The following is a 25,349-nucleotide window of genomic DNA, read 5'->3' as shown; positions in this document are numbered from 1 at the left end:
CATGAACAGCGACAACGATCCCGACCGCATCGCCCCCCCGCCCTCGCGCATCGGCCGCGTGGTGCGCTGGGTGTTCGGCGGCCTGGCGGCGCTGGTGCTGCTGGTCCTGCTCGGCGCCGGCCTGTGGGCCGCCTCGCCCGGCTCGCTGGCCCAGGCCATCGGGTGGGGTCAGTCGTTCATGGCCCGGCAGGGGCCGCAGGCTGGCACGCTGGAAGTCACCGGTGTGCAGGGCAGCCTGTTGCGCGGCGGCCAGATCGCGCAGTTGCAATGGGCGCGCGACGGCCTGAGCGTGCAGGCCAGCGACACGCGCATCGGCCTGAGCAACTGGTTCTGGGCCGACGCCGTGCTCGGGCGCGGCGTGCGTCTGTCGCAGCTCGACATCGGCCGCCTGCGGATCGACGACCAGCGCCCGCCCACGCCATCGGCCCCACCCGAGCCCCTGCAACCCATCACCCTGCCCCTGCCGGTCACCCTGCCCTGGTCGATCGGTGAACTGGTGCTGGCTGGCGAATCGCCGCTCACCCTCAGCGGCCTGAAAGGCCAGTACCGCTACCGCACGGCCGACCGCGCCTGGAACCTCGGCGTGGCCGACGCGCACCAGTTCGACCTGGACAGCGTGGAGGTGGCCGGCGGCCGCTACCAGGCCAAGGCGGTGCTGGGCGCGCAAGCCCCCATGCCCCTGCGCGTGGACGCCAGCGGTGAGGTGCGCACCACCGTGCCGGGTGGCGAGCCCGTGACGCTGCAGGCCATCGCCAAGCTCACCGGCGTGCTGGCCACCACCGACGCCGCGCTCGATGCCAGCGCCAGCGTCAAGGCCACCGGAGGCATCGACCCGGCCCAGGCCCCCACGCTGGATGCCCAGGCCCGCCTGCGCCCATGGTGGCCGCAGCCGATCGAAACCGCCGACGCCACCATGGCCCGCATCGACCTCGCCGCCTTCTGGCCGCAGGCGCCGGTGACGCTGCTCAGCGGCACGGTGAAGGCCCAGCCCCAGGGCGAGGCCTGGCGCGCCGAGCTGAAGCTCACCAACGCCGCCAGCGGGCCGGCCGACCGGCAGCGCCTGCCACTCGACCGGATCGAGGCCGCGCTCGAACAGCGCGGCGCGCGCTGGGCGCTGACGCAACTGGACGCGCAGCTCGGCGGCGGCCGTGTGCAGGGCCAGGGCCAATGGGAACCGGCCAGCGGCGCGCAGCCCTCGCCGCTGGGCCAGTGGCAGGGTGAGATCCAGGCCCGCCGCATCAACCCGGCCCAGCTCTGGAGCAGCATCGCGCCGGCCGCGCTGGACGGCACCGTCACGGCGCGCACGGTCGACACCGCCATCGACCTGGGCGCGCGCCTCCAGCCGTCGGGCACGCAACCCCGGGGCGGCGCCCTGGCCGGCCTGCGGCTGCGCGAACTCGATGTGAAAGGCCGCTGGCGCCCCAGCGCCGACAGCGCCACGCAAGGCGTGCTCGACCTGCGCCAGGCCCGCCTGGGCGTGGCCGACGCCACGCTGGACGGCCAGGGCACGCTCGATACCCTGGCACGCAGCTTCGACGGCCAGTTCGCGCTGCAGCTGCCCGGTGCGCAGGCCCGCTGGAAGGGCAAGGCCGCGCACGCCCAGGGCCACGGCGACCTGGACCTCAACCTGGACGACGCCAGCCGCGTGCTGGCCTGGGTGCGCAGCCTGCAGACCCTGCCCATCGTGGGCCCGTCGATCCGCACCGCGCTGGACGGCCAGCCGGGCCTGCAGGCCGAAGGCAGCGCCCGGCTCAACGCCGACTGGCAAGGTGGCCTGGGCGTGCTGGGCTACCCGCCGCCGGCGGCCGGCGCCACCCAGGCCGCCCCGCTGCGCCTGCAGCTCGGCCTGGACGCGCCGCGCCTGCGCATCGCGCGCGAGGTGGCCGCCGGCGATCCGGCCAACCCCACCAGGGCGCAGGACATCCTTCTCAGCGCGCTCCAGCTGCAGGCCAACGGCCCCCCCGAGCGCCTGGCCCTCACCCTGGCCGGCCGGGCCGAACAAGGCCCCTGGCGCGCCGCCCTCGACACCCAGGGCGTGCTGCAACTGGGCAACGCCCGCCAGCCCGACATCGACACCGGCCGCCTGGAACTCAGCCGGCTGAAATTGCAGGCCACCGACAGCGCGCGGCCCGACCGCTCCGTGGAATGGACGCTGGAGAGCACCAACGCGCTGGGCGTGCAATGGCAGGGCGCGCGCGGCGACACGCTGCAGGTGCAGGTCGACGCCGGCCAGCTGCGGCTGCAGCCCGTGTTCCGCCGCCGCGCGGCGCCCGCGTCCCCGGTGGCCGTGTCGGCCGCTGCCGCGGCCGCGGCCGCGGCCACGCCCACCGTCACCACCCCCATGACGCTGGCCTGGGAACGCATCACCTGGCGGGCCGGCGCGCTCGACACGCGCGGCCAGCTCAGCCACCTGCCGCTGTCCTGGGTGGATGCCCTCGCCACGCCCGAGGGCGCGCGCCACGGCCCGCTGAGCGAATCCGGCCTGGGCGGCGACGTGGTGTTCGACGGCTCATGGGACCTCACCCTGCCGGCCGACCCCAGCGCACCGCCCCGCCTGGCGGCGCAGCTGCGCCGGCGCAGCGGCGACCTCTCGGTGCAGACCGACGGCGCCTTCGACGAGAACACCGCCTCCACCCAGCGCCTGCAGACCGGCATCCGCGAAGCCCAGCTGGACGTGGAAACCCAGGGCAGCAATGTGCTGGCGCGCCTGCGCTGGGACAGCGAGCGCCTGGGCCAGGCCAGCGCCGACGTGAGCACCACGCTGAGCCCGCCCAACGCCGCCGAGCCCGCCTGGCACTGGGCCGAGCAGGCGCCCTTGCGCGGCACCCTCAAGGCCAGCCTGCCTCAGGTGGGCGTGTGGTCCGCGCTGGCGCCGCCCGGCTGGCGCGTGCGCGGTTCCCTGGGCGCCGATCTCACGCTGGGCGGCACGCGCGACAAACCCCTGCTCAACGGCTCGCTCAACGCCGACGACCTGGCCCTGCGCTCGCTGGTCAATGGCATCGCCTTCTCGCGCGGGCAGCTGCGCGCCACGCTCGCGGGCGAGCGCATCACCATCGACCGTTTCTACCTGCAGGGCCTGGGTGGCGTGCAGAACGGCGGCACGCTGCTGGCCACCGGCAGCACCGAGTGGCGCACCGTCACGGTGAACGGCCAGCCGCGCCGCCAGCCCTACATCAGCCTGCAGGCCACCGCCACGAAACTGCGCGTGTCCACCCGCGCCGACCGCATGCTCACGCTCTCGGGCCAGTTGCAGGCCGAGCTGGCGGGCACGGCGCTGCAGCTGCGCGGCCAGCTCACGGCCGACGAGGCCCGTTTCGTGCTGCCCGACGAGTCCACCCCCAGCCTCGGCGCGGACGTGGTGGTGCGTGGCACCGAGCGGCCGCTGGAAGACCCGAACGCCTTCCGCGTGCAACCCGATGTGCTGGTGGACCTGAACCTGGGCAACAACTTCGAGGTGCGCGGCCAGGGCCTGCAGACGCGCCTGACCGGCCAGCTCAATGTGCGCAGCACACCCACCTCGCCCGCGCCGCGCGTGCTGGGCGAGGTGCGCACGGAGCGCGGCACCTACCGGGCCTACGGCCAGCGGCTCGACATCGAAACCGGCGTGCTGCGCTTCAACGGGCCCTACGACAACCCCACGCTGGACATCTCCGCCGTGCGCCCCAACACCACGCAGCGCGTGGGCGTGCTCATCAGCGGCTCGGCGCAGTTGCCGCGCGTGCGCCTGTTCTCCGACCCCGAACTGCCCGACAGCGAGAAGCTCGCCTGGCTGGTGCTGGGGCGCCCGGCCAGCGGCGCCGGGGCCGAAGCCGCCGTGCTGCAGCAGGCCGCGCTGGCCCTGCTCTCGCGCAACGGTGGCAACCTGGACGGCGGCCTGGCCAGCGCCTTCGGTCTGGACGAGCTGTCCTTCGCCGGCGCGGCCACGAACGCCGATGGCACCACCTCGTCCGCTGCGCTCACGCTGGGCAAGCGCCTGTCCAACAAGCTCTACCTGACCTACGAAGCCAGCCTGGCCGGGGCCATGGGCACGGTCTCGATGTTCTACGACCTCTCGCGGCGCGTCACGGTGCGCGCGCGGGCGGGTGAAGAGAACGCCATCGACCTGATCTTCACGACGACATTTGACTGACCCCCGCGCCGCGCCTTCGGTGCGTCACCCCCTTTCAGGGGGCAACACCTGCGGCCTGGCAGAGCCAGCTCCGCGGTGTTCTGGACGTGGGATTCGCGCTCCGGAAGGTTCTCAGGCGACCTGGGCCACCGCGGGCTGGTTGGCGGCTTGCGCCACGTGCGCGCGGATCTCGCTCTCGGCCGTCGCCAGGCCCTGGGCCTTGGCATCCGGGCCCATGCCCACACCCTCGGCGCGCACGAAGCGCACGTCGGTGATGCCGAAGAAACCCAGCACCGTCTGCAGGTAGGTTTCCTGGTGTTCCATGGCGCGGCCTCCTTCGCTGGTGGAGTACACGCCGCCGCGGCTGAGCACCACGATCACCGTCTTGCCACCGGCCAGGCCCACCGGGCCCTGCTCGGTGTACTTGAAGGTGCGGCCACCCTGGGCCACGCGGTCGATCCAGGCCTTGAGCTGGGTCGGGATGGTGAAGTTGTACAGAGGGGCACCGATCACCACCACGTCGGCCGCCAGAAACTGGCTCACCAGCGCTTCGGAGACGGCGTTTTCCTGGCGCTGCGCCTCGGTGGCGGCGGCCTGGCCGGTGCGAAAGCCCAGCGCGTCGGCGCTCAGGTGGGCCGGCGCGTTGACCGCCAGATCCAGGTGCTGCACTTGCGTGCCGGGATGGGCCGCCACCCAGGTCGCCACGGTCTGGGCGGTCAGTTGACGGGACACCGACTGGTCGCCGGTGATCGCGGAATCGATGTGAAGCAGTTGCATGGAAATCTCCTGAAAAGTTGAAAGCCACGCCAAGTGGCCATGGATAGATTGTGATTTCGATGCCAATACTTGATAAGACGGCATTTTTACGACATATCGTTCCATAATCAGGACAATCAACGGGGAACGCCATGCAAGACCTGAACGACATGATCCTGTTCGCCGAGGTGGTGGAACACGGCGGTTTCGCGGCCGCCGGCCGCGCGCTGGGCCTGCCCAAGTCGCGCCTGTCGCGCCGTATCGCCGGGCTGGAGGCGCAGCTGGGCGTGCGGCTGTTGCAGCGCACCACGCGCAAGCTCTCGCTGACCGACGTGGGCGAAACCTACCTGCGCCACTGCCAGGCCCTGCGCGAATCGGCCCAGGCCGCCGCCGACGCCGTGGCCCACGCGCAAACCGAGCCGCGCGGCACCATCCGCGTGGTCTGCCCCGTCACGCTGGCGCAGACCGTGCTCGGCGGCGTGATGCCGATCTACCTCGCGCGGCATCCGCAGGTGCGCGTGGAGATGGAGGTCAACAACCGCGTGGTCGATCTCGTGAAGGACGGCGTGGACGTGGCGCTGCGCGTGCGACTCACGCTGGAGGAAAGCGGCAGCCTGATCGTCAAGCGGCTGGACGACGCGCGCTCGGTGCTGGTGGCCAGCCCGGCGCTGCTGGCGCGCCAGGGCACGCCCACCACGCTGGAGGAAGCCAGCCGGCTCGACAGCGTGGCCATGTCCGCCACCGAGGGCAAGACCAGCATCCGCCTGACCAGCCCCGAAGGGCGCGAGGCCGTGCTGCAGTTCACCCCGCGCTACATCGCCGACGACCTGCTCACCCTCAAGCTCGCCGTGCTCGGCGGCAGCGGCATGTGCTGGCTGCCCGACTACATGTGCGAAGACGAACTGCGCAGCGGCCAGCTGGTGCGCCTGCTGCCCGACTGGTCCACGCCGGTGGGCGTGGTGCACGCGGTGTTTCCCTCGCGCCGGGGCCTCTCGCCCGCGGTGCGCAGCTTTCTCGATTTCCTGGCCGAATACGTGCCCGTGTGCGGCAAGCTGCAGCGCCGCGAGGGCGCGTCCCGGCTGCAGCCCGCCCCGTACAATGCGGGCTCTTTTTCGCCGCCATAGTTCAATGGATAGAACGAGCGCCTCCTAAGCGCTAGATACAGGTTCGATTCCTGTTGGTGGTACCACCTCGAGCCACCATGTCCGAACCGCTGCCCGGCGGCGAACTCGTCCATCAGCTGCGCCGCCTGGGCCTGGCCGCGGGCGACGTGGTCATGGTGCACGCCTCGCTCAAGGCCATCGGGCCGGTGGTCGGCGGCGCCCCGCAGATCGTGCGGGCGCTGCAGGAGAGCATCGGCCCGGGCGGCACACTCATGGCCTATGTGTCCTGGGACCGCTCCCCCTACGAAGAGACCCTGAACGGCGCCACGCTGGGCGCCGCCGCGCGCGAGGCCTGGCCGGCATTCGACCCGACCACCGCCGGCACCGAACGCAGTTTCGGCCTGCTCAATGCCTTCATCTGCCACACACCCGGCGTGCGGCGCAGCGCGCACCCCGACGCTAACATGGCTGCCCTGGGCGCGCAGGCGGACGAACTGGTCTCGCCCCATTCGCTCCAGGAAGGCTACGGACCCGGTTCACCGCTGGACCGCTTCGTGCAACTGGGCGGCCAGGTGCTGCTGCTCGGTGCGCCCCTGGACGCGGTGACGGTGCTGCACCATGCCGAGACCCTGGCCGACATCCCGAACAAGCGCCGCGTGCGGTACGAACAACCGGTGCTCGACGACCAAGGCCGCAAGGTCTGGCGCGCGGCCGAGGAGTTCGACACCAACGGCATCCTGGACGGCTTCGCGCAAGACGGCGCCATGGACGCGGTGGAGACCATCGCGCGGGCCTACGTGGCCGAAGGCCGCCACCGCACGGGCCGTGTGGGCCAGGCCGACTGCCACCTGTTCGATGCACGGGACCTCGTGCGCTTCGGCAAGGCCTGGCTCGAACAGCGCTTTGGCGAGCAGGCTCAGCGCAGCATGAGGTAACCCACGCCGATCGCGGCGGCCAGCCCCACCGCGTCGGCGAACAGCGCACAGGCCAGCGCGTGCCGCGCGTGCTGGATGCCCACGCTGCCGAAGTACACCGCGAGCACGTAGAAGGTGGTTTCGGTCGAGCCCTGCACGATGGCCGCGAGCCGGCCCGCGAACGAATCCACGCCGTGCGTCTGCATCACGTCGATCATCAGCCCGCGCGCGCCCGCGCCCGACAGCACCTTCATCAGGCCCACCGGCAGCGCGGGCAGGAAGTCGGTGTTCCAGCCCATCGCGGCCACCATCGCGCCGATGCCCGAGAGCAGGAAGTCCATGCAACCGGCGGCGCGGAACACGCCGATGGCGATCAGGATCGCGATGAGGTAGGGCACGATCTGGATCGCCACGCCAAAGCCTTCCTTGGCACCGTCGATGAAGGCGTCGTACACGTTCAGGCGCTTCCAGGCCCCGGCCAGCACGAACAGCATCACCACGCTCAGGATCACCGCCGCGCCGGTGGTGCCGGCCACGCGCGCGGCCTGTTCGGCCGGCAGGCGGGCCAGCGCGGTCACGGCCGCCGCGAGCAGGCCGGCCACCGCCAGCACCGGCAGCAGGAACCGCGCGCGCCACAGCGGCAGGCGCTGGCACACGGCCACCGCCAGCACCCCCGCGAGCAGCGAGGTGAAGGTGACCAGCAGCGTGGGCAGAAAAATATCCGCCGCGTTGAAGCCCGCGCCCAGGCCCTGCTTGAGCGCGACGCTCTGGCGGATGGCGATCACCGAAGTGGGGATCAGTGTGAGGCCCGCCGTGTTCATCACCACGAACATGATCTGCGCGTTGCTCGCCGTGCCGGGTGCTTCGGTGTTGAGCGTCTGCAACTCGCGCATGGCTTTCAGGCCCAGCGGTGTGGCCGCGTTGTCCAGGCCCAGCAGGTTGGCCGAGATGTTCATGGTCATCGCGCCCTGCGCCGGGTGGCCTTGCGGCACGGCGGGGAAGAGGCGGCGCAGCAGCGGCCCGGCGAGGCGGGCGAGCAGCTCGATCATGCCGGCGCGCTCGCCCACCCGCATGAGCCCCAGCCACAGCGCCATCACACCGGCCAGGCCGAGCGAGATCTCGAAACCCGAGCGCGCGCCATCGAACATGGCCGTCAACAGCGCTTGTAAGATGCCCTGCTCACCCATCAGCCAACGCGCGACGGCGGTGGCGAAAGCCACGATGAAGAAACCGACCCAGACCCAGTTCAGCGCCATGGAGAGCGATGGTAGCGCCCACGGAGACCTGTCCATGCAATCGATCAACCACCCCCGCCGTTCGTTCTTCTGCGCCCTCGGTCTGGCATGGGCCCTGTCGGCCCCCTCGGTGCAGGCCCAGGCCAGGTTCGTGCAGACGCCCTACAAGAACCCCAAGGCCCTGTTCGACATCTACCTCGACCACCCGGCCAAGCTGGGCGCCGCGCTGCACTGGCTGCGCTCCTTCGTGAACCCGCTCACCGAAGCGCCCTACAGCTTCTTCAACGAGGACATGAGCGTGATCGTGCTGCTGCACGGCACCGAACTCGTGGCGCTGGCGAAGAAGAACGAGGCGAAATACGAAGAGGTGGTGCAGCGCATGCGCTACTACACGGAACTGGGCGTGAAGTTCAAGGTCTGCGGGCTGGCGCTGCAGGACTTCGGCTACACCGCGGCCGACATGCAGCCCTTCGTGGAGGTGACGCCCTCGGCCATCACCGAGCTGGTGCACTGGCAGAACCAGGGCTACGCGCTGGTCACGCCCACGGTGGTGGACAAAAAGCTGTCGGTGGAGGAGATTCGCTGAACGGCCCGCCCGCCGTTCGTCGTGCGGCGCCGGCCGATGTCGAAACGGCCGCGCCTGGTGCGTCGTCAGGTGGCAAGCCCCTTCATCCACCCTTCAGGAGATCCCCATGTCGACGCAACTCAGTGCCTACCTGTCCTACAACGGCAACTGCGCCGAGGCGATGCAGTTCTATGCCAAGCTGTTCAACGCCAAGCTCGAGGCCCTCATCACCTATGGCGAGATGCCCGGCGGCGAACCGGTGCCGCCCGAGAACGCCAAGCTCATCATGCACGCCTACCTGGTGCACCCGGACTTCGCCCTCATGGCCGGCGACGCGCCGCCCGGCGTGCCCTTCGCGGGCATCCAGGGCTGCATGATGGCCATCACCTTCCCCACCGTGGCCGAGGCCGAGCGCGTCTTCAAGGCCCTGGCGGACGGCGGCAAGGTGACCATGCCGCTGTCCGAAACCTTCTGGGCCGACACCTTCGGCATGGTGACCGACCGTTTCGGCACGCCCTGGGGCATCAACGGCGGGCCGAGGGAAATGGCCAAGCCGTGACCGAGGCAGCGCCCGGGCTGCAGGCCACCATCACGTGGGGTGGCCGGTTCGCTGAACCGGCCAGAGCCGGTCAGAGCTGGCCTTCGCTCAGGGTGTCGAGCTGGAAGCGGCCACTGCGGTCCCACAGCCAGGTGTCGACGCTGCGCACGCGGCCCCAGCCCGGTGGGTTGGGGAACGGCGCGGCCTGCCGCACGAGGCGATCGATCTCCGCCATCACCTCCGGCGCGTGGCTCGGTCCGCGCAACCAGCGCACCGCGTCCACGCCGCCGCTGCGGTCGATTTCGAGCTCCATCACCCCGATGGCGTACAGCATCGGCGGCAGCTTGCCCCGGTAGATGCGGTCCGGGTAGCGGCGGTAGATGTGGTTCGCCACCGCGAGCCGGTAGCTGGCGTCGGCCAGCGGCGGACGGCTGGAGCCCGAAGGCAGGACCGAGCAACCCGCCGCGAGCAGGCCGGCCGCGCTGGCGGCAGCGGTGGCCAGCAGCCGGCGGCGCCCAGGCAACAAGGAAGGCGGTGAGGACAGGGTGAGGTCGGTGGTGTTCGGCATGGCGACAGCATACGGCCCTGTGCAGGCCTGGCGCACAAGCAATCGCAACAGCTGTTACCGCCTGCCGGCCGCTGGTGGCGCCACCGGCGCGGCCACGAAGCCTTCCTGCAGCAGCAGCTGGGCGCGGATCGCGTCGATGAAAGCCGTCACGCGCGCGGGGCGGTGGCGGCCCGGCAGCAAGGCCACGTGGATGCCCACGGGCGCGAGCGCCCACTGCGGCAACACACGCACCAGCCGGCCGGCGGCGATGTCTTCACGGCACATCCAGGGGGCGGCCGATCCGATGCCCACGCCGTTGAGGATGGCCCGGTAACTCGCGGGCAGGCTCGGCGTGCGAAAGGGCGTGTTCAGCGTGACCATGCGCGCGGCGCCATCGCTGCGGCGCACGAGCTGCACCGTGCCCACCACGTGCGCGGCCAGCCCGATGAAGGGCAGGCGAGGCAGGCGCGCCAGCGTCACCGGGCCGATGCGCTCCACCAGCGCGGGCGTGGCCACCAGCACGCGCTCCATCGTGCCCAGCGTGCGGCAGACGATGTCCTGGTCGGGCACCTCGCCCACGAAAACGCAGCACTCCGCCCCCGTGGCCGAGAGGTCGGTGTAGCGCTCGGCCAGCGCCAGTTCCACGCGCAGCCGGGGGTGCGCCGCCATCAGGCCGGTGAGCGCGTCGGTCAGGAAACTGGCGCCGTAGCCCGCCGGACCGATCACGCGCAGGGTGCCCTCGGGCCGGCTCTGGCGGCCCTGCAGCCGGTCGGACAGACCGGCCCACCGCTCGCCCAGGTCGCGCGCCTCCAGCAGCAGCGTCTGGCCCTCGTCGGTCAGCGAGAAGGTGGAGGTGGTGCGGTTCACCAGCTTGCAGCCCAGCAGGGATTCGAGTTCCACCAGGCGCCGGCTCACCGTGGGCTGCGTGGTGCCCAGTTGTCGCGCCGCCTTGCTCAGCGAGCGCGCCTCGCTGATGTGCTGGAAGGTGTCGAGCAGTTCGAGTCGGTCGTAGGTCGTCTTCATACGTGACGTGTATAGCACTTACATCGTCCATGCGTCTAGCGAGCGAAGCTCTCTTTGCGTACCGTGGCGGCTTCGAACAGGAGACAAGACGTGAGCACGCATTCCACGACGGCCCCCCCCGCGGACGACGACGCCGCCGCCATCCCCGACACACTGTGGACCCCGAGCGCGGACGACATCGGCGCCAGCCGCCTGGCGCGCTACGAGCGCTGGCTCGCCGAGCAGCACGGCCTGCGCTTCGACGGCTATGCGGCGTTGTGGCAATGGTCGGTGCAGCACCTGGACACCTTCTGGCGCAGCATCTGGGACCACTTCGAGGTGCTGGCCGACGGTTCACCCGAACCCGTGCTCGCGAGCCGCGAGATGCCCGGCGCGCGCTGGTTTCCGAACACGCGGCTGAACTACACGGAGCACGTCTTCCGGCAGGCCAGCGCAGAGCGCCCCGCGCTGGTGGTGCGCACCGAAGGCGAGGAAGCGCGCGAAGTGTCCTGGGCGGCGCTGCGCCAGATGACTGCGGCCTTCGCGGCCACCCTGCGGGATCGCGGCGTGCAGCCGGGCGACCGCGTGGCGTCCTACCTGCCGAACCAGGCCGAGACCGTGGCGGCCTTCCTGGCCTGCGCCAGCCTGGGTGCCATCTGGTCGAGTTGCGCGCCCGACATGGGCCCCTCGGTGGTGTTCGACCGCCTGAGCCAGATCGAGCCCAAGGTGCTGCTGGCCACCGACAGCTACCGCTACAACGGCAAGGTGCACGACCGCCACGACACCGTGGACCAGTTGCTCGCGCGCCTGCCCAGCGTGCGCACCGTGGTGCACCTGCCCGGCCCGCTGGCGAATGAACGCGCCGTGGCGTGGCGCGACCGCCTGGCATGGGACGGCGCGATGCAACAGCACGCACTCGCCGAGCTGCGCTTTGACCGCCTGCCCTTCGACCACCCGCTGTGGATCGTCTATTCCTCCGGCACCACCGGCCTGCCCAAGGCCATGGTGCACGGCCACGGCGGCGTGGTGCTCACCCACCTCAAGACGCTCGCGCTGCAGCACGACCTGCGCGAAGGCGACCGCATGCTGTTCCTCGGCGGCACCGGCTGGATCGTCTGGAACCTGCAGATCGGCGGCCTGCTCACCGGCGCCACCACCGTGCTCTACGACGGCAACCCCGCCTGGCCCGACGACGAGGCGCTCTGGCGCTTCATGGACCGGCACGGCGTCACGCTGTTCGGCTGTGGCGCGGCCTTCCTCATGAACTGCATGAAGCGCGGCCTGCGCCCACGCGACTTCGCCGCCCTGCCGGCGCTGCGCGCGATCAACTCGACCGGCTCGCCGCTGTCCATCGACGCCTACCACTGGGTCTACGGCGCGGTGAAAAGCGACCTCTGGCTGGCCTCGATCAGCGGCGGCACCGACATCGCCTCGGGCTTCGTGGCCTGCGCGCCGGGCCTGCCCGTGGTGGCGGGCGAGATCCAGTGCGCCGAGCTCGGCGTGGCGGCCCAGGCCTTCAACGAGGCGGGCCAACCGGTGCAGGACGAGGTCGGCGAACTGGTGATCACGCAACCCATGCCCTCGATGCCGCTGTTCTTCTGGAACGACGCCGACGGCCAGCGCTACCGCGAGAGCTACTTCGACACCTTCCCCGGCGTCTGGCGCCATGGCGACTGGATCCGCTTCACGCCGCGCGGCACCGCCGTCATCTACGGCCGCTCCGACAGCACCATCAACCGCTTCGGCATCCGCATGGGCACGGCCGAGATCTACCGCGTCGTCGAGGAGATGCCGCAGGTGCGCGACAGCCTGGTGGTCGACCTCGAGTACCTGGGCCGGCCGTCCTTCCTGCCGCTGTTCGTGGTGTTGCAGCCGGGCGTTGTGCTGGACGACGCGCTCAAGGCCGCCATCGCCGGGCAGATCCGCACCAAGGCCTCGGCGCGCCACGTGCCGAACGAGATCTACCTGGTGGACGAGATTCCGCGCACCCTCACCGGCAAGAAGATGGAAGTGCCGGTGCGCAAGCTGCTGCTGGGCACCCCGCTGGAGAAGGTGGCCAGCCCCGACGCCATGGTCAACCCACGCAGCCTGGACTTCTTCGTGCGGCTCGCCCTCGAACTCAACACGCCGGGCACCGCGCCCGCCTGAGTGCCTTCGCTTTTTCCACTACCCACACAGGAGACAACCAGCATGATGCAACGCCGCCAACTCACCCGCCTGGCCCTCGCCCTGGGCGCCACTTTGAGCCTCGGCGCCGCGCCCGCGCTCGCCCAGCCGGCCTACCCGAGCAAGCCACTCACCATCGTCGTGCCCTTCGTGCCCGGCGGCCCGGTGGACGTGATGGCGCGCACGCTCGGCGATGCCCTGGGCAAGTCGCTGAACGTGCCGGTGGTGATCGACAACCGCGCCGGCGCGGGCGGCAACATCGGCAGCCAGCACGTGGCCAAGGCCCCCGCCGACGGCTACACGCTGCTCATGGCCACGGGCAGCATCCTGAGCATCAACGAGGCGCTGTATCCCCGCCTCGGGTTCGAGCCCGGCAAGGACTTCGCCCCGGTCTCGCTGGTGGGCGACATGCCGCTGATCGTCACCGTCAACGCCTCGGTGCCGGTGAAGAACGTGGCCGAACTCGTGGCGCAGGCCAAGGCCAAACCCGACAGCCTGCTGCTGAGTTCGCCGGGCAACGGCACCACGCCGCACCTGGCCACCGAACTGCTCAAGCGCGAAGCCGGTGTGACCCTGGTCCACGTGCCCTACAAAGGCGGCGCCGAGTCGGCCACGGCCATCCTGTCCAACCAGGTCACCGGCGGCATCGAATCCCCGCCCGCCGTGCTGCCGCACGTCCGCGCGGGCAAGATGCGCGCGCTCGCCATCGCCGGCCCGGAGCGCCTGGACAGCCTGCCCGACGTGCCGACCACCACCGAAGCGGGCCTGCCCGGCCTGCAGATCGTGAGCTGGTTCGGTCTGGTCGCACCGGCCGGCACGCCGGCCGCGGTGATCGACAAGCTCAACAAGGAAACACTCGCCGCGCTCAAGACCGACGAAGTGAAGGCCCGTTTCGAGCGCCTCTCGATCCGCCCGATGGGCAGCACGCCCGCCGCACTGGCCACGCTGGCGCAGCAGGACCGCGTGAAGTGGGGCCAGATCGTCAAGGCCTCGGGTGTGCGCCTCGACTGAGGCGCGCCGCTTTCACCTCGCCCGCAAGGTGCGGCTGAGCAGGATCACCGGCACCAGACCCACCAGCACCAGCGTGAGCGCCGGCAGCGCCGCCTCGCCCAGGCGTTCGTCGCGCGCGAGCTGGTAGGTCACCACCGCCAGCGTGTCGCTGTTGAAGGGCCGCAGCACCAGGGTGGCGGGCAGCTCCTTCATCACGTCCACGAACACCAGCAGCGCGGCCGCGGCGGTGGAGCGCTTGAGCAGCGGCCAGTGCACGCGCACGGCCAGGCCCAGGCCGGTGGTGCCGAGCATGCGGGCCGAGTCGTCGAGGCTGGCCGGGATGCGCGCGTAACCACTCTGCAGCGACTGCAGGGCCACGGCGGTGAAGCGCACGAGGTAGGCCCACACGATGCCGAGCGCGGTGGCGGTGACCCAATAGCCCACGCTGGCCTCGGGCCACAGGGACTGCACCCAGCCCACCGGCAGCAACAGGCCGACCACGATCACCGCGCCGGGCACGGCATAACCCAGGCTCACGAGCTGCACCACGCCGCGCGTGAGCCGGCCCGGCCGTGCGCGCAGCGCGAACGCCAGCGCCAGCGCGATCGCGGTGGTCAGCGCGGCCGCCAGGCTGGCCAGCCACACGCTGCTGCGCGACCACTGCAGGAAGGAGGTCCACGGCAGGTCGTCCCAGCCCCCGATGAGCGGGCGCAGCATGAACAGCACCGGCAGCACGAAGCCGAAGGCGATGGGCAGCACACAGGCCAGCACGGCGCACACGGCGCGCCCGCCTTGCAGGCGCGTGGGCTGGGCCTCGGCGCTGCCGGCGCGCTGGCCGCGCAGCGTGGCGAAGCGCAGCCGGCGCTGGGCGCGGTGTTCGAGCCACAGGAGCAGGGCCACCAGCGCCAGCAGCATGGTGGCGAGCTGGGCGGCGGCCATGCGGTTGTCCATCGCGAGCCAGGCCTTGTAGACACCGGCCGTGAAGGTCTGGATGCCGAAGTAGCTGGCCACGCCGAAATCCGCCAGCGTTTCCATGAGCGCGAGCGCCACGCCCGCGGCCACGGCCGGGCGTGCCAGCGGCAGCGCCACTTCGCGGATGCGCCGCGCCAGCGGCGCGCCCAGCAGGCGCGCGGCTTCCATGAGCTGGGCCGCGCGCTCGGCCAGCGCGGTGCGCGCCAGCAGGTAGACGTAGGGGTAGAGCGAGAAGGTGAACACCCAGACCGCGCCCGGCGTGCTGCGCACCTCGGGCAGCAGGCGCCCGGACAGGCCGAAGGTCTCGCGCAGCCCCACCTGCAGGGGGCCGCTGAACTGCAGGAAGTCGGTGTAGGCATAGGCCACCACATAGGCCGGCATGGCCAGCGGCAGCAGCAGGGCCCATTCGAAGAAACGGCGGCCGGGGAAGTCGAACAGCGTGACCGCGCTGGCCGTGGCCATGCCCACCACCGCCACGCCGATCGCCACGCTCACGCACAACACCAGCGTGGTGAGCGCGTACTCCGGCAGCACGGTCTGCGCCATCTGCGAGAGCACGTCGCGCGCGGCGGCATCGAACTCGAACCAGGACGCCCCCAGCGACAGCACCGGCAGCGTGAGCAGCAGCGCAAGCAGGATCAACAGGGCGGGAGCCAACCAACGCAGCATGGGCAGGTTTCAGGTGAAAGGGCCATCGACCCGCGTCAACACAAATGAGAATTGTAGTTATCTAGAATAGACCGCCTATGTTCCTGAACGTCTCTCAACTCAGCGTGCGGTACGCGGGCCAGTCCCAAGCCGCGGTGGATGGTGTCTCGCTGGGGCTGCGCGCAGGCGACATCGGCGTGCTCATCGGCCCCTCGGGCTGCGGCAAGACCACCCTGCTGCGCGCGGTCGCCGGCCTGGAACGCGCCAGCGGCGGCAGCATCACGCTCGACGGCGAGACCGTGAGCGACAGCCAGCACCACATGCCGGCCGAGCAGCGCCGCATCGGCATGGTGTTCCAGGACTACGCCCTGTTCCCCCACCTCGACGTGGGCCGCAACATCGCCTTCGGCATCGACCGCCTGCCGCGCGCCGAGCGCGAGGCCCGCGTGGACGAGGTGCTGCGCCTGGTCGGCCTGGCCGGCATGCAGGCGCGCTTTCCGCACGAGCTCTCGGGCGGCCAGCAGCAGCGCGTGGCCCTGGCCCGCGCACTGGCGCCGCGCCCGCGCCTGCTGCTGCTCGACGAACCCTTCTCCAACCTCGACGTGGACCTGCGCGAGCGCCTGGCCCACGAGGTGCGCGGCATCCTCAAGGCCGCCGGCGCCACCGCTCTCTTCGTCACGCACGACCAGCTGGAGGCGTTCGCCATCGGCGACGTGATCGGCGTGATGCACGAAGGCCACCTGCACCAGTGGGACGACGCCTACGCGCTCTACCACCGCCCGGCCACGCGCTTCGTGGCCGAGTTCATCGGCCACGGCGTGTTCGCCCCGGCGCAGATCCAGATGGTGGGTGACCAGGTCTCGGTGCAGACGCCGCTGGGCCCGCTGCACGACGTGGAGGAATGCCCCCTGCCCTCGGCCTACGAGGCCGGCCTGTGCGACGTGCTGCTGCGCGCCGACGACATCGTGCACGACGACGACGCGCCGGTGAAGGCGCAGATCCTGCGCAAGGCGTTTCGCGGCTCCGAATTCCTCTATACGCTGCGCCTGGCCAGCGGCGAGGTGCTGATGACGCACGTGCCCTCGCACCACAACCACGCGGTGGGCGAGTGGATCGGCATCCGGGCGGAAGTGGACCACGTGGTCACGTTCGAACGCGGCGGTGGCGCCAGCTCGCCGCCCGCACCGGGCTCGCGCCAGACCGCGGCCTGAGCGGCCCGGTTTTTTTTCGCCCTTGAGACTTAAAAAAAACTTATCAAAGCAGTGAACTCTTGCGGTGCGGACACACTCCGTCACAGGTCCAAATCGGAATAAATCTTATTTGCAACCTGTCTGGAGTACTTTTTGATGAAACGCCTCGTTTTCACCGCCCTCGCTTTTGCCGGGCTGGCCGCCCCCCTCGCGCAGGCCCAGACCGCGCCGGCGGTGACGGTTTATTCCTCGCGCATCGAGCAGCTGATCAAGCCGCTGTTCGACCGCTACACCGCCGAGACGGGCGTGAAGATCAACCTGCTGACCGACCGCGGCGGCTCGATCGCCGAGCGCCTGGCCGCCGAAGGCGCGGGTTCGCCGGCCGACATCCTGCTCACGGTGGACATGGGCAACCTCTGGAGCGCGGCCGAGCGCGGCCTGCTGCGCAAGATCGATTCGCCCACGCTCAACAACAACGTGCCGCCCAACTTCCGCGACCCGGGCAACCAGTGGTGGGGCCTGTCGCGCCGCGAACGCACCATCTTCTTCAACCCCGAGAAGGTCAAGCCGGCGCAGCTCTCCACCTACGAAGACCTGGCCGACCCGAAGTGGAAGGGCAAGCTCTGCCTGCGCACCGGCAAGCAGACCTACACGCAATCGCTGGTGGCCATGCTGATCGCCAAGCACGGTGAGGCCAGGACCGAGCAGATCGTGCGCGGCTGGGTGAGCAACCTCGCCACCGACGTGTTCACCAACGACGCCAGCCTGCTGCAGGCCATCGGCGCCGGCCAGTGCGAGGTGGGCATCGCCAACACCTACTACTACGGCCGCCTGGTCTCCAGCAACGCCGGCATCAAGGACAAGGTGCACCTGTTCTGGGCCAACCAGGGCGCCAACGAAGGCGGCGCCCACGTGAACCTCTCGGGCGGTGGCGTCACGCGCCACGCCAAGAACCCGGCCGGCGCGCAGAAGCTGCTGGAATGGCTGTCGTCCGAAGCGGCGCAGAACGGCTACACGCACGGCACTTTCGAAAGCCCGGTGAACCCCAAGGTGGAGCCTGACGCGATCATCAAGGCCTGGGGCACCAGCTTCAAGCCCAGCCCGCTGAACGCGGCCGACATCGGTTCCAAACAGGCCGACGCGATCCGCCTGCTGGACCGCGCAGGCTACCGTTGAGCGACACCCTCGCCGCGACACCGCTGGCGCCCCGCCAGCGGGTGGCGCGGCGCTGGCCGGGCTGGGCGCTGGCCCTGCCCGTGGCCCTGCTCACGCTGATCCCGGTGCTCACCGTGCTCGGCGTGGCGCTCTCGCCGCAGCCCGAGGTGTGGGACCACCTGATCCAGTACGTGCTGCCCCGGGTCACGGCCAACACCGCGCTGCTCATGCTGCTGGTGTCCGTCGGCGTGTTGTGCGTCGGCGTGCCACTGGCCTGGCTCACCGCGCTGTGCGCCTTCCCGGGCCAGCGCTTCTTCTCGTGGGCGCTCATGCTGCCGCTGGCGTTTCCGGCCTATGTGCTGGCCTTCGTGCAGATGGGCCTGTTCGAGTTCGCCGGCCCGGTGCAGAGCCAGCTGCGCGTGTGGTTCGGCAGCAGCGCCTGGTTCCCCGAAATCCGGGGCAGCCTGTGGGGCACGGTGATGGTGCTGACCATGGCCTTCTACCCCTATGTCTACCTGCTCGCGCGCAACGCCTTCATGACCCAGGGCCGCCGCGCGCTGGAGGCCGCGCGCACGCTCGGCCACAGCGCGCCGCGCGCGTTCTGGCGCGTCTCGGTGCCGATGGCGCGCCCCTGGATCGCAGGCGGCCTCGCGCTCGCCCTGATGGAAACCCTGGCCGACTTCGGCGCGGTCGCCGTCTTCAACTACGACACCTTCACCACCGCCCTGTACAAGGCCTGGTTCGACCTGCACAACCTCGACGCCGCGGCGCAGCTCGCCGCCCTGCTCGTGCTGGTGGTGCTGGTGCTCGCGGCGGCCGAGCAGCGCTCGCAACAGGGCCGCAGCTACCAGGTGGCCTCGCGCCACACCCCCCCGGTGGCGCTGCACGGCTGGCACCGCTGGGCCGCCTTCGCAGTCTGCGCGCTGGTGTTCACGGCCTCGTTCGCCATCCCCATCGCGCAGTTGGTGATGTGGTCGCTGAGCACCTGGCGCGAAGAGCTGGAGCCGCGCTACTGGGACTTCACGCTGAACACGGTGCGGCTCGCGCTGGGCACCGCGGCCATCGCCACGCTGCTGTCGCTCGCGCTGGCCTGGGTGCGGCGCCACCACCCCGACCGCGCCACCGGCTGGACGGTGCGGCTCGCGATCATCGGCTACGCGGTGCCGGGTGCCGTGCTCGCCGTGGGCGTCTTCATCCCCATCGCCTGGCTCGACAACCTGCTCATCGCCTGGCTGCAGCCCCTGGGCTTCGAAGGCTTCCAGCTGCTCAAGGGCAGCGTGGCCACCATGCTGCTCGCGCTCTCGGCGCGCTTCCTGGCCGTGGCCTACCACGCGACCGACAGCGCCATGCAGCGCATCACGCGCAGCCAGGAAGAGTCCGCGCGCACGCTGGGCCTGGGCACCTGGGCGATGCTGCGCCGGCTCTACCTGCCGCTGCTGCGCGGCGGCCTGCTCACGGCCTTCCTCATGGTCATGGTCGATGTCATGAAGGAAATGCCGATCACGCTGATGACGCGCAGCTTCGGCTGGGACACGCTGGCCGTGCGCATCTTCCAGCTCACGTCCGAATCGATGTGGGCCAACGCGGCGGTGCCGGCACTGGCCATCGTGGCCGTGGGCCTGCTGCCGGTGGTGCTGATCGTGCGGCAGACCGACCGCCGCGTCGGCGGCGGTTGATCCATCGATCGATCAGCCCAGCGCGGTCCGCAGCGCCGGCAGGCGCGAGACCACCAGCCAGTCGAGCAGCAGCACGCCGAGAAGCACCGCCCCGCTGAGCGGGAAGGCCAGCGCCAGCGCGCACATCACCAGCGCCCCGCCCTTCCACAGCGACGGGTCGCGCGGCGCGGGCGGCGCCACCAGTCGCCAGCTGCCCTTGGGCCGGCGCTTCCACCACACCACGATGCCGCTGGCGCACAGGAACACGATGGCCAGGCAGAACAGCACGTTGAGCACGGCGTTCCACAGCCCCAGGTCGCCCTGGTGCAGCGCGATGCCCACCGCCATGGCCTTGGCCAGCAGCGGGTAGTCGGCATAGGCCGCCTCGGCCAGCACGCGGCCGGTGTAGCGGTCCACGTGCACCGTGCGGTCCTGCGTCGGGCGGTCCAGGTCGCCGCTCATGGTGTCGGCCGACAGGGTGTACACGCCGGCATCGCCTTGCGGCAGCTGGATGTGGTGCTGGCCCGTGAAGCCGAGCCGCTTCGCGAGCGCGGCCACGCTGTCCAGGTCCACCGGCTGGCCGGCGGGCACGCCCACCGCGCCGCCCGGCGAACCCGAGACCGGCAGCGGCGTCTGCGCCAGGCCCCAGGGCACCTCGTGCGTGCCGCCGGCGTTGAGCGTGGCGTGCGTGGCGTCCGACAGCGGCACGGCGTCCCACTTGGCGGCGGGGAAACTGCCCCAGGGCTGAGCGAACTTCGCGCCCCACACGCCCGTCCAGGACAGCCCCGTGAGCAGGAACACCAGCAGCACCGCGCCGAGCCAGAAGCCCAGGCTGGCGTGCAGCGAACGCCACCACAGGCGGCCTCTCATGCGCAGGTCGGGCAGCAGCACCTGGGCCCAGCGCGTGCCGCCGCGCGGCCACCAGAGGTAGAAACCGGTGACGACCATCACGATGGCCAGGCCCGCCGCGATCTCGATCAGGCGGTCGCCCACGTCGCCCAGCAGCAGCGTGCCGTGGATCTTCTCGGCCCAGGCGAACCAGGTCTGGTCCTTGTCCACCAGCTGCAGCACCTGCGCGGTGTACGGGTCCACCGCCACCGCTTCGGTGGTGCCGTCGCGCGCGACGACGAACCAGCTCGCGCGGTCGGGCGTGGCCGGCGCGATGTACTCGCGCAGCGTGGCCTGCGAGCGCAGTTCGAGCACGGCCTTCGCCTGCGCGCTCACGGGCAGCGGCGCGTGGTCCATCGGATTCACCGTCACCACCGGCCCGAGGCGGGTCTGGAAACCGGTGAAGAACACCATGACCAGCCCGGTGAGGGCCAGCATGAGCAGAAAGGGCACGACGTAGAGGCCGGCGTAGAAGTGCCAGCGCCAGGCCACGGCATGGAAACTGGAATGCGAGGACGGCTTCGTCCCCGCGTCCGCCAGCGCGGACGCGCGTTCAGCAACGGCTTTCATGGCCGCCTCAGTGCTTGTGCTTGCCGTGGTCTTCGGCCGCGGCGGCCGGTGCCGCACTGGTGCCACCGAGCGCGCGCGCCGTGGCCTTGACTTCCAGCGTGCTGCGCTGGCCGTCCTTGCCTTCGAGCACCAGCGTCACGGGCACCACGTCACCGGCCTTCACCTGGCCCTTGAGGTCCAGCAGCATCACGTGGTAACCACCGGGCTTGAGCTCGATGGCCTGGCCGGCGGGCAGCGCCAGGCCCTTGACCTCGCGCATGCGCATCACGTCCTTGTCCATGGCCATTTCGTGGATCTGGGCCACGCCCGCGATGGGCGAGCGGGCTTCCACCACGCGGGTGTCGGCCTTGGCGGTGAGTTGCATGAAGGCGCCGGTGGATTTCTGTTGCGCGACGGTGGCGCGCACCCAGGCGTCTTTCACCTCGACGGGAGCATTGGCGGGCGCTTGCGCCCAGGCGCTGGCCGTCACGGCCAGCAGGGTGGAGATGAGCAGGGATTTCATCGTGGAGTCGTCCATCGAAAAGCATTGATCGGGTTCGCCCGGCCCGGGCCGCGGCGGGGCGGCGACAGGGGCTTGGGCGGAGAGGCAGTCCGCGCATGGGCGCGGGCCGGTGGGGTGCGTCAGGCCGTGGGCGGGGCGCGCGACTGCGCGGCGGGCCAGGGTGGCGCGGGCAGGGCCGAGCGGAAGGGCTCGGGCGGGGGCTCGGCGCGGGGCGCGAGCGCCAGGGTGGGCATGGACGATGCGGGCGGCAGGCCGACGGCGCCGTGCAGGTTGCACCAGGGGCAGTGGCGCGAGGCGTCGGCCATGGACTTGCCGACATCGGCCATGGCGGCGTTGTCGCCGTCGATGGCATCGGCCTGCACCCAGACCATGCCGCTGGCGCTGCAGACCTGCACCCAGCCGGGGCCGCCTTGCGCGGCGACCACCGCCTGCGCCACGGTGGGCGCGAGCGCGCCCAGCAGCATGGCGAGCATGGCCAGCCAGGCGGCGAATCGGTGGGTGGTGCGGGGGAAGCGCATGGCGGGGCAGTTTATCAGCCGGGCCCGTCAACTGCGGGACGCGTGGGCGGATGCCCCGGGGCTACGATGGTGCGCACAACCCCCAACAGGAGACAGACATGCTCAAACTTTGCGGCTTTTCGGCCAGCAATTACTACAACAAGGTCAAGCTCGCGCTGCTCGAGAAGGGCGTGGCGTTCGAGGAGGAGTTGGCCTGGATCGGCGAGACGGACAAGGCCTGCAGTCCGCTGGGCAAGGTGCCTTACCTGAAGACGGACAAGGGGGCGCTGTCGGAGTCGACGGTGATTCTGGAGTACATCGAGGACGCTTTTCCCGAGGTGCCGCTGTTTCCGCGCGATGCGTTCGAGGCGGCGAAGGTGCGGGAGTTGGTGCGGTATCTGGAGCTGCATCTGGAGCTGGTGGCGCGCAACCTGTATCCCGAGGCGTTTTTCGGCGGCAAGGTGAGCGAGTCGGCGAAGGAGAAGATCGGCCAGCAGCTGGAGAAGAACGTGGCGGGGTTTTCGAAGCTGACGAAGTATTCGCCGTTCATCGCGGGTTCGCAGTTCACGTTGGCGGATTGCGCGGCGGCGGTGCACCTTCCGCTGGTGAGCAGCGCGACCAAGATCATCTACGGCCGCGATTTCCTGGCCGATACGCCGGCTAGGGAGTACCTGAAGAAGCTGGGCGAGCGGCCTGCTGTGCAGAAGGTGAATGCGGATCGCAAGGCGAACACCGAGTTGATGCTGGGGCGGTCCAAGGGCTGATTTTTTGTTCTGCTTTGGTGGGCGGGGCGGGTGGGTAAGGGGTGTTTGGGCTCCGGCCGCTCGCGGGTGGCTGCCCGGGTTCGCCTTCACCGCTTCGTCAACACTTTGGTTGGCACGCTCGCTCTGTGGCAACCGCGAATGGGGCCTGCGCCCAAACACCCCTTACCCACCCACCTACAAGCAAAGTCGGCGCGCGCCCCTTTGCATGCCAGCGTTTGTTCGCAGGACAGTGGCGGTGCCCGCAGGCGCAGGCCCCATTCGCGGTTGCCACAAAGGGAGGAGTGCGGGGATGGTGTTGACGACGCGATCTGTGCGCGCCCGGGCAGACACCCGCGAGCGGCCGGAGGCCTGCGGGCACCGCCACTGGCCTGACGCGAGGTCCCCGCCGGAAACCCCACGAGCACCCACCAACCTCAGGGAAACCGCCGCACCAACTCAAAGCCGACGTACAGGGACCGCCCACCCCCAGACTCGAAGAACCGGTTGTTCCCCTCATTCACGATCACCGACCCCGCATAAGAACGGTCGCTCACGTTGTCGATGCGCACGAACTCCCGCCAGGTCCAGTCGCCCCGGTTCTGCTCGAACCGCACCCCCAGGTTGAACACCGTGCTCGCGGACGTGAAATCCGTGTTGCGGTCGTTCACCGCCATGCGCCCCGTGTGCAACGCCTCCAGCGTGAACACACTGTTGGCCCACCCCGGCTCCCACGCCACCTGCAGATACGCCTGCTGCTTCGCCAAGCCCGGCAGGCGGTTGCCCGCCGCCACCGGCACATTCGGCACCGCGCACGGCGTGGCCACACAGGTCAGGAAACCATCGCGGTAAGTCGCGTCCATCCACGTGTACGCCGGCGTCACGGTGAATTTCCCCCACTGCATCACCCCCGCCAGCTCCACACCGTGGCGGCGCGTGCGCCCCGCGTTCTGGAACGTGGACCGCCCCCCCGTGTTCGACAACACCACGATCTCGTCCTTCGTGCGCGTCTCGAACAGCGTGGCGCTCCAGCTGCCCCAAGCCTGGCGCCCCCGCAAACCCGTCTCGGCGCTCAGGCTGCGCGAGGCGTTCAACGAGGGGTTGAGCCCCGTCAGCCCCGAGGCGCGGTAGGCCACCTCGTTGAGCGTGGGGGTCTCCAAACCGCGCCCCACGCTCGCGAACGCCTGCAGCTGCGGCGTGATCTCCCGGCGGATGCCCAGCACCGGGCTGAAGCCGTCGTAGTCCGCCGCTCCACTGTCGTTCGGGTTGCCCGCCACGATGTAACGGTCGGCCGAGGTGAAGCGCACGCGCGAGTGCCGCAGCCCGGCCAGGAACGTGGTCGCCGGTGTGCGCCACTCGGCCTGCACATAAGGGTCGAAGGTGCTGGCGCGGTTGGTCTCGTCGCGCCGCAAGCGGCCCTGCACGCCCAGCGCGGCGCCGATGAAGTTCTCGTACCCCAGGCGGTCCTCGGTCTGCCGGTCCGAGGCGATGCCGGCGGCCACGGTGAGGCGGCCGCTGTCGTAGCTGCGGTCCAGGCGCCAGCGCGCGTTCCAGCCCCAGTAGTCGCGGTCCAGGTCGATCACGCCGCCCGCGCTGCCGGCCGGAATCTGCGCGCCGGTGGGAATGGCCTGGAACTGGCGCACGGCGCGCTGGCCGCCGTAGCCCATGAGTTCGATGCGGTGGCCCTGCCCCAGCGCCTGCTCCCAGGCCAGTCCCACCTGCGTCTGCGAGACGCTCTTGCGCGTGTTGAACTGCGTGGCCGCCGCCGTGGTCTGGCCGGGGTCGGCGTCGAACTCGGCGCGCGTGAGGCCCAGCGGGTCCAGCGCCTGGCTGCTCTGGCGGTTGAGCACGAGCACCGTGCGCCCGCCGTCGTGCGCGCGGCTGAGCTTGAGGTTGCCCGTGCTGCGCGAAGCGGCGGATTGCGGGCGCTCGCCGTCGGTGGCGAACTTGCCCGCGTCCAGGGTGTACGACCAGCCCGGCCGCTCGGCGCTGCCGGTCTGCCCGGTGAGCTGGGTGGAGAAGCGCCACAGCCCATTGGAGCCGGCCGCCACGCCGGTGCGCCACTCGGTGGGGCGCTGGCCATCCAGCGTGTAGAGCGCGATCACGCCACCGGCCGAGGCGCCGTACAGCGCCGAGAACGGACCACGGATGACCTCGATGCGGTCGGCGCTGCCGATGGGGAAGTTCGCCGCCTGGCCCTGCCCGTCGGGCGCGCTGGCCGGAATGCCGTCCACGTACAGGCGCACGCCGCGCACACCGAAGGGCGCGCGCGCGCCGTAGCCGCGCATGGAGATCTGCAGGTCCTGCGCGTAGTTCTGCCGGTTGCGCACCACCAGGCCGGGCACGCGGCCCAGGCCCTCGGAGAGGTTGATCTGCAACTGGCCCGCGCGCAGTTCCTCGCCATCCACCACCTCGACCGAGCCCGGCGCCAGCCAGCGTTGCTGCCAGGCCGAGCCGCCGGTGATCACCACGGGCGCGAGCGCGCCGGCGGTGTCGCCGTCCGGCTGGGCCAGCGCGGGCGGTGCAAACAAGGCGCAGGCACCCCACAAAAGCCAGCCCGCAGCGACCGGGCCAGCCGCCGGGCCGCCCCAAGGCAGGCCCAGCCCCC

20 protein-coding genes and 1 tRNA gene are annotated in these 25,349 nt (G+C 70.8%); 12 read left to right on the top strand and 9 right to left on the bottom strand.

What is annotated here, in order from left to right:
• Nucleotide 1 precedes the first annotated feature (1 nt).
• Nucleotides 2-4,129 carry a translocation/assembly module TamB domain-containing protein gene (locus ABSY19_RS19320; protein WP_382154883.1) on the top strand — a complete coding sequence of 1,376 codons (4,128 nt, stop codon included), beginning with the start codon at nt 2-4 and terminating at the stop codon, nt 4,127-4,129.
• Nucleotides 4,130-4,240: 111 nt separating this feature from the next.
• On the opposite strand, the gene ABSY19_RS19315 is transcribed toward ABSY19_RS19320, so the two are convergent.
• Nucleotides 4,241-4,885: an FMN-dependent NADH-azoreductase gene (locus ABSY19_RS19315; RefSeq protein ID WP_382154880.1), complete on the bottom strand. Its 645-nt coding sequence runs from the start codon at nt 4,883-4,885 to the stop codon at nt 4,241-4,243.
• Between the two features lie 131 nt (nt 4,886-5,016).
• On the opposite strand from ABSY19_RS19315, the gene ABSY19_RS19310 reads away from it, so the two are divergent.
• The 3 genes from ABSY19_RS19310 to aac(3) all read left to right on the top strand — a co-directional run bounded on the left by ABSY19_RS19310 (nt 5,017) and on the right by aac(3) (nt 6,902).
• Entirely contained in the window at nt 5,017-5,988 is a 972-nt protein-coding gene (locus ABSY19_RS19310; protein ID WP_382154877.1) for a LysR substrate-binding domain-containing protein, read from the top strand.
• A tRNA-Arg gene (locus ABSY19_RS19305) sits at nt 5,979-6,053 on the top strand. Before ABSY19_RS19310 ends, ABSY19_RS19305 begins: the two co-directional genes overlap by 10 nt.
• A gap of 12 nt (nt 6,054-6,065) precedes the next feature.
• Nucleotides 6,066-6,902: an aminoglycoside 3-N-acetyltransferase gene (gene aac(3) / locus ABSY19_RS19300; RefSeq protein ID WP_382154873.1), complete on the top strand. Its 837-nt coding sequence runs from the start codon at nt 6,066-6,068 to the stop codon at nt 6,900-6,902.
• Here the strand turns inward: aac(3) and ABSY19_RS19295 are convergent.
• On the bottom strand, nt 6,884-8,137 hold the full coding sequence (locus ABSY19_RS19295; protein ID WP_382163871.1) for a nucleoside recognition domain-containing protein: 1,254 nt from the start codon (nt 8,135-8,137) through the stop codon (nt 6,884-6,886). The two genes, aac(3) and ABSY19_RS19295, sit on opposite strands and share 19 nt — an antisense overlap.
• 34 nt (nt 8,138-8,171) lie before the next feature.
• On the opposite strand from ABSY19_RS19295, the gene ABSY19_RS19290 reads away from it, so the two are divergent.
• Together ABSY19_RS19290 and ABSY19_RS19285 are read left to right on the top strand one after the other, a co-directional pair.
• Nucleotides 8,172-8,702: a DsrE family protein gene (locus ABSY19_RS19290; protein WP_382154870.1), complete on the top strand. Its 531-nt coding sequence runs from the start codon at nt 8,172-8,174 to the stop codon at nt 8,700-8,702.
• A gap of 106 nt (nt 8,703-8,808) precedes the next feature.
• Nucleotides 8,809-9,240 (top strand): VOC family protein, encoded by a 432-nt coding sequence (locus ABSY19_RS19285; RefSeq protein ID WP_382154867.1) that lies wholly within the window; start codon nt 8,809-8,811, stop codon nt 9,238-9,240.
• 70 nt (nt 9,241-9,310) lie between these two features.
• On the opposite strand, the gene ABSY19_RS19280 is transcribed toward ABSY19_RS19285, so the two are convergent.
• Together ABSY19_RS19280 and ABSY19_RS19275 are read right to left on the bottom strand one after the other, a co-directional pair.
• Entirely contained in the window at nt 9,311-9,787 is a 477-nt protein-coding gene (locus tag ABSY19_RS19280) for a hypothetical protein (protein WP_382154865.1), read from the bottom strand.
• A gap of 54 nt (nt 9,788-9,841) precedes the next feature.
• On the bottom strand, nt 9,842-10,789 hold the full coding sequence (locus ABSY19_RS19275) for a LysR family transcriptional regulator (RefSeq protein WP_382154862.1): 948 nt from the start codon (nt 10,787-10,789) through the stop codon (nt 9,842-9,844).
• 141 nt (nt 10,790-10,930) lie between these two features.
• Here ABSY19_RS19275 and ABSY19_RS19270 point away from each other — a divergent pair, with 141 nt between their 5' ends.
• The gene (locus ABSY19_RS19270; RefSeq protein WP_382163869.1) at nt 10,931-12,916 is read left to right on the top strand and encodes an acetoacetate--CoA ligase; all 1,986 of its coding nucleotides are present in this window, start codon (nt 10,931-10,933) and stop codon (nt 12,914-12,916) included.
• Nucleotides 12,917-12,958: 42 nt separating this feature from the next.
• On the top strand, nt 12,959-13,945 hold the full coding sequence (locus ABSY19_RS19265) for a Bug family tripartite tricarboxylate transporter substrate binding protein (RefSeq protein ID WP_382154859.1): 987 nt from the start codon (nt 12,959-12,961) through the stop codon (nt 13,943-13,945).
• 12 nt (nt 13,946-13,957) lie between these two features.
• Here the strand turns inward: ABSY19_RS19265 and ABSY19_RS19260 are convergent, their stop codons facing one another.
• On the bottom strand, nt 13,958-15,565 hold the full coding sequence (locus ABSY19_RS19260; protein ID WP_382154857.1) for an ABC transporter permease: 1,608 nt from the start codon (nt 15,563-15,565) through the stop codon (nt 13,958-13,960).
• A 77-nt stretch (nt 15,566-15,642) separates the two neighbouring features.
• Here ABSY19_RS19260 and ABSY19_RS19255 point away from each other — a divergent pair, with 77 nt between their 5' ends.
• The 3 genes from ABSY19_RS19255 (at nt 15,643) to ABSY19_RS19245 (ending at nt 19,565) form a co-directional block, all read left to right on the top strand.
• Nucleotides 15,643-16,755 carry an ABC transporter ATP-binding protein gene (locus tag ABSY19_RS19255; RefSeq protein WP_382154854.1) on the top strand — a complete coding sequence of 371 codons (1,113 nt, stop codon included), beginning with the start codon at nt 15,643-15,645 and terminating at the stop codon, nt 16,753-16,755.
• A gap of 135 nt (nt 16,756-16,890) precedes the next feature.
• Nucleotides 16,891-17,910: an extracellular solute-binding protein gene (locus tag ABSY19_RS19250; protein WP_382154851.1), complete on the top strand. Its 1,020-nt coding sequence runs from the start codon at nt 16,891-16,893 to the stop codon at nt 17,908-17,910.
• Entirely contained in the window at nt 17,907-19,565 is a 1,659-nt protein-coding gene (locus ABSY19_RS19245; RefSeq protein WP_382154848.1) for an ABC transporter permease, read from the top strand. Before ABSY19_RS19250 ends, ABSY19_RS19245 begins: the two co-directional genes overlap by 4 nt.
• Nucleotides 19,566-19,577: 12 nt before the next feature.
• On the opposite strand, the gene ABSY19_RS19240 is transcribed toward ABSY19_RS19245, so the two are convergent.
• From ABSY19_RS19240 to ABSY19_RS19230, 3 genes are all read right to left on the bottom strand, one after another.
• Nucleotides 19,578-21,002 carry a PepSY-associated TM helix domain-containing protein gene (locus ABSY19_RS19240; RefSeq protein WP_382154845.1) on the bottom strand — a complete coding sequence of 475 codons (1,425 nt, stop codon included), beginning with the start codon at nt 21,000-21,002 and terminating at the stop codon, nt 19,578-19,580.
• 7 nt (nt 21,003-21,009) lie between these two features.
• Nucleotides 21,010-21,504 carry a copper chaperone PCu(A)C gene (locus ABSY19_RS19235; protein ID WP_382154842.1) on the bottom strand — a complete coding sequence of 165 codons (495 nt, stop codon included), beginning with the start codon at nt 21,502-21,504 and terminating at the stop codon, nt 21,010-21,012.
• Nucleotides 21,505-21,623: 119 nt separating this feature from the next.
• Entirely contained in the window at nt 21,624-22,022 is a 399-nt protein-coding gene (locus ABSY19_RS19230) for a DUF2946 domain-containing protein (RefSeq protein WP_382154839.1), read from the bottom strand.
• A gap of 98 nt (nt 22,023-22,120) precedes the next feature.
• Between ABSY19_RS19230 and ABSY19_RS19225 the strand changes: the two genes are divergently transcribed.
• Nucleotides 22,121-22,765: a glutathione S-transferase gene (locus ABSY19_RS19225; RefSeq protein WP_382154836.1), complete on the top strand. Its 645-nt coding sequence runs from the start codon at nt 22,121-22,123 to the stop codon at nt 22,763-22,765.
• A gap of 413 nt (nt 22,766-23,178) precedes the next feature.
• On the opposite strand, the gene ABSY19_RS19220 is transcribed toward ABSY19_RS19225, so the two are convergent.
• Nucleotides 23,179-25,272: a TonB-dependent receptor family protein gene (locus ABSY19_RS19220; RefSeq protein ID WP_382154833.1), complete on the bottom strand. Its 2,094-nt coding sequence runs from the start codon at nt 25,270-25,272 to the stop codon at nt 23,179-23,181.
• Nucleotides 25,273-25,349 lie beyond the last annotated feature (77 nt).

Source organism: Hydrogenophaga sp. ANAO-22 (assembly GCF_042466645.1).
GTDB lineage: Bacteria > Pseudomonadota > Gammaproteobacteria > Burkholderiales > Burkholderiaceae_C > Hydrogenophaga.
The sequence above is the reverse complement of the archived record's forward strand: the minus strand, read 5'-3'. Positions and strand labels throughout refer to the sequence as shown.

What these genes read in the sequence shown, in the direction of transcription:
- ABSY19_RS19320 (WP_382154883.1), top strand. Translation starts at nt 2, where the DNA reads ATGAACAGCGACAACGATCCCGACCGCATCGCCCCCCCGCCCTCGCGC.
- ABSY19_RS19315 (WP_382154880.1), bottom strand. Translation starts at nt 4,885, where the DNA reads ATGCAACTGCTTCACATCGATTCCGCGATCACCGGCGACCAGTCGGTG.
- ABSY19_RS19310 (WP_382154877.1), top strand. Translation starts at nt 5,017, where the DNA reads ATGCAAGACCTGAACGACATGATCCTGTTCGCCGAGGTGGTGGAACAC.
- ABSY19_RS19295 (WP_382163871.1), bottom strand. Translation starts at nt 8,137, where the DNA reads ATGGCGCTGAACTGGGTCTGGGTCGGTTTCTTCATCGTGGCTTTCGCC.
- ABSY19_RS19290 (WP_382154870.1), top strand. Translation starts at nt 8,172, where the DNA reads ATGCAATCGATCAACCACCCCCGCCGTTCGTTCTTCTGCGCCCTCGGT.
- ABSY19_RS19285 (WP_382154867.1), top strand. Translation starts at nt 8,809, where the DNA reads ATGTCGACGCAACTCAGTGCCTACCTGTCCTACAACGGCAACTGCGCC.
- ABSY19_RS19280 (WP_382154865.1), bottom strand. Translation starts at nt 9,787, where the DNA reads ATGCCGAACACCACCGACCTCACCCTGTCCTCACCGCCTTCCTTGTTG.
- ABSY19_RS19275 (WP_382154862.1), bottom strand. Translation starts at nt 10,789, where the DNA reads ATGAAGACGACCTACGACCGACTCGAACTGCTCGACACCTTCCAGCAC.
- ABSY19_RS19265 (WP_382154859.1), top strand. Translation starts at nt 12,959, where the DNA reads ATGATGCAACGCCGCCAACTCACCCGCCTGGCCCTCGCCCTGGGCGCC.
- ABSY19_RS19260 (WP_382154857.1), bottom strand. Translation starts at nt 15,565, where the DNA reads ATGCTGCGTTGGTTGGCTCCCGCCCTGTTGATCCTGCTTGCGCTGCTG.
- ABSY19_RS19255 (WP_382154854.1), top strand. Translation starts at nt 15,643, where the DNA reads ATGTTCCTGAACGTCTCTCAACTCAGCGTGCGGTACGCGGGCCAGTCC.
- ABSY19_RS19250 (WP_382154851.1), top strand. Translation starts at nt 16,891, where the DNA reads ATGAAACGCCTCGTTTTCACCGCCCTCGCTTTTGCCGGGCTGGCCGCC.
- ABSY19_RS19240 (WP_382154845.1), bottom strand. Translation starts at nt 21,002, where the DNA reads ATGAAAGCCGTTGCTGAACGCGCGTCCGCGCTGGCGGACGCGGGGACG.
- ABSY19_RS19235 (WP_382154842.1), bottom strand. Translation starts at nt 21,504, where the DNA reads ATGAAATCCCTGCTCATCTCCACCCTGCTGGCCGTGACGGCCAGCGCC.
- ABSY19_RS19230 (WP_382154839.1), bottom strand. Translation starts at nt 22,022, where the DNA reads ATGCGCTTCCCCCGCACCACCCACCGATTCGCCGCCTGGCTGGCCATG.
- ABSY19_RS19225 (WP_382154836.1), top strand. Translation starts at nt 22,121, where the DNA reads ATGCTCAAACTTTGCGGCTTTTCGGCCAGCAATTACTACAACAAGGTC.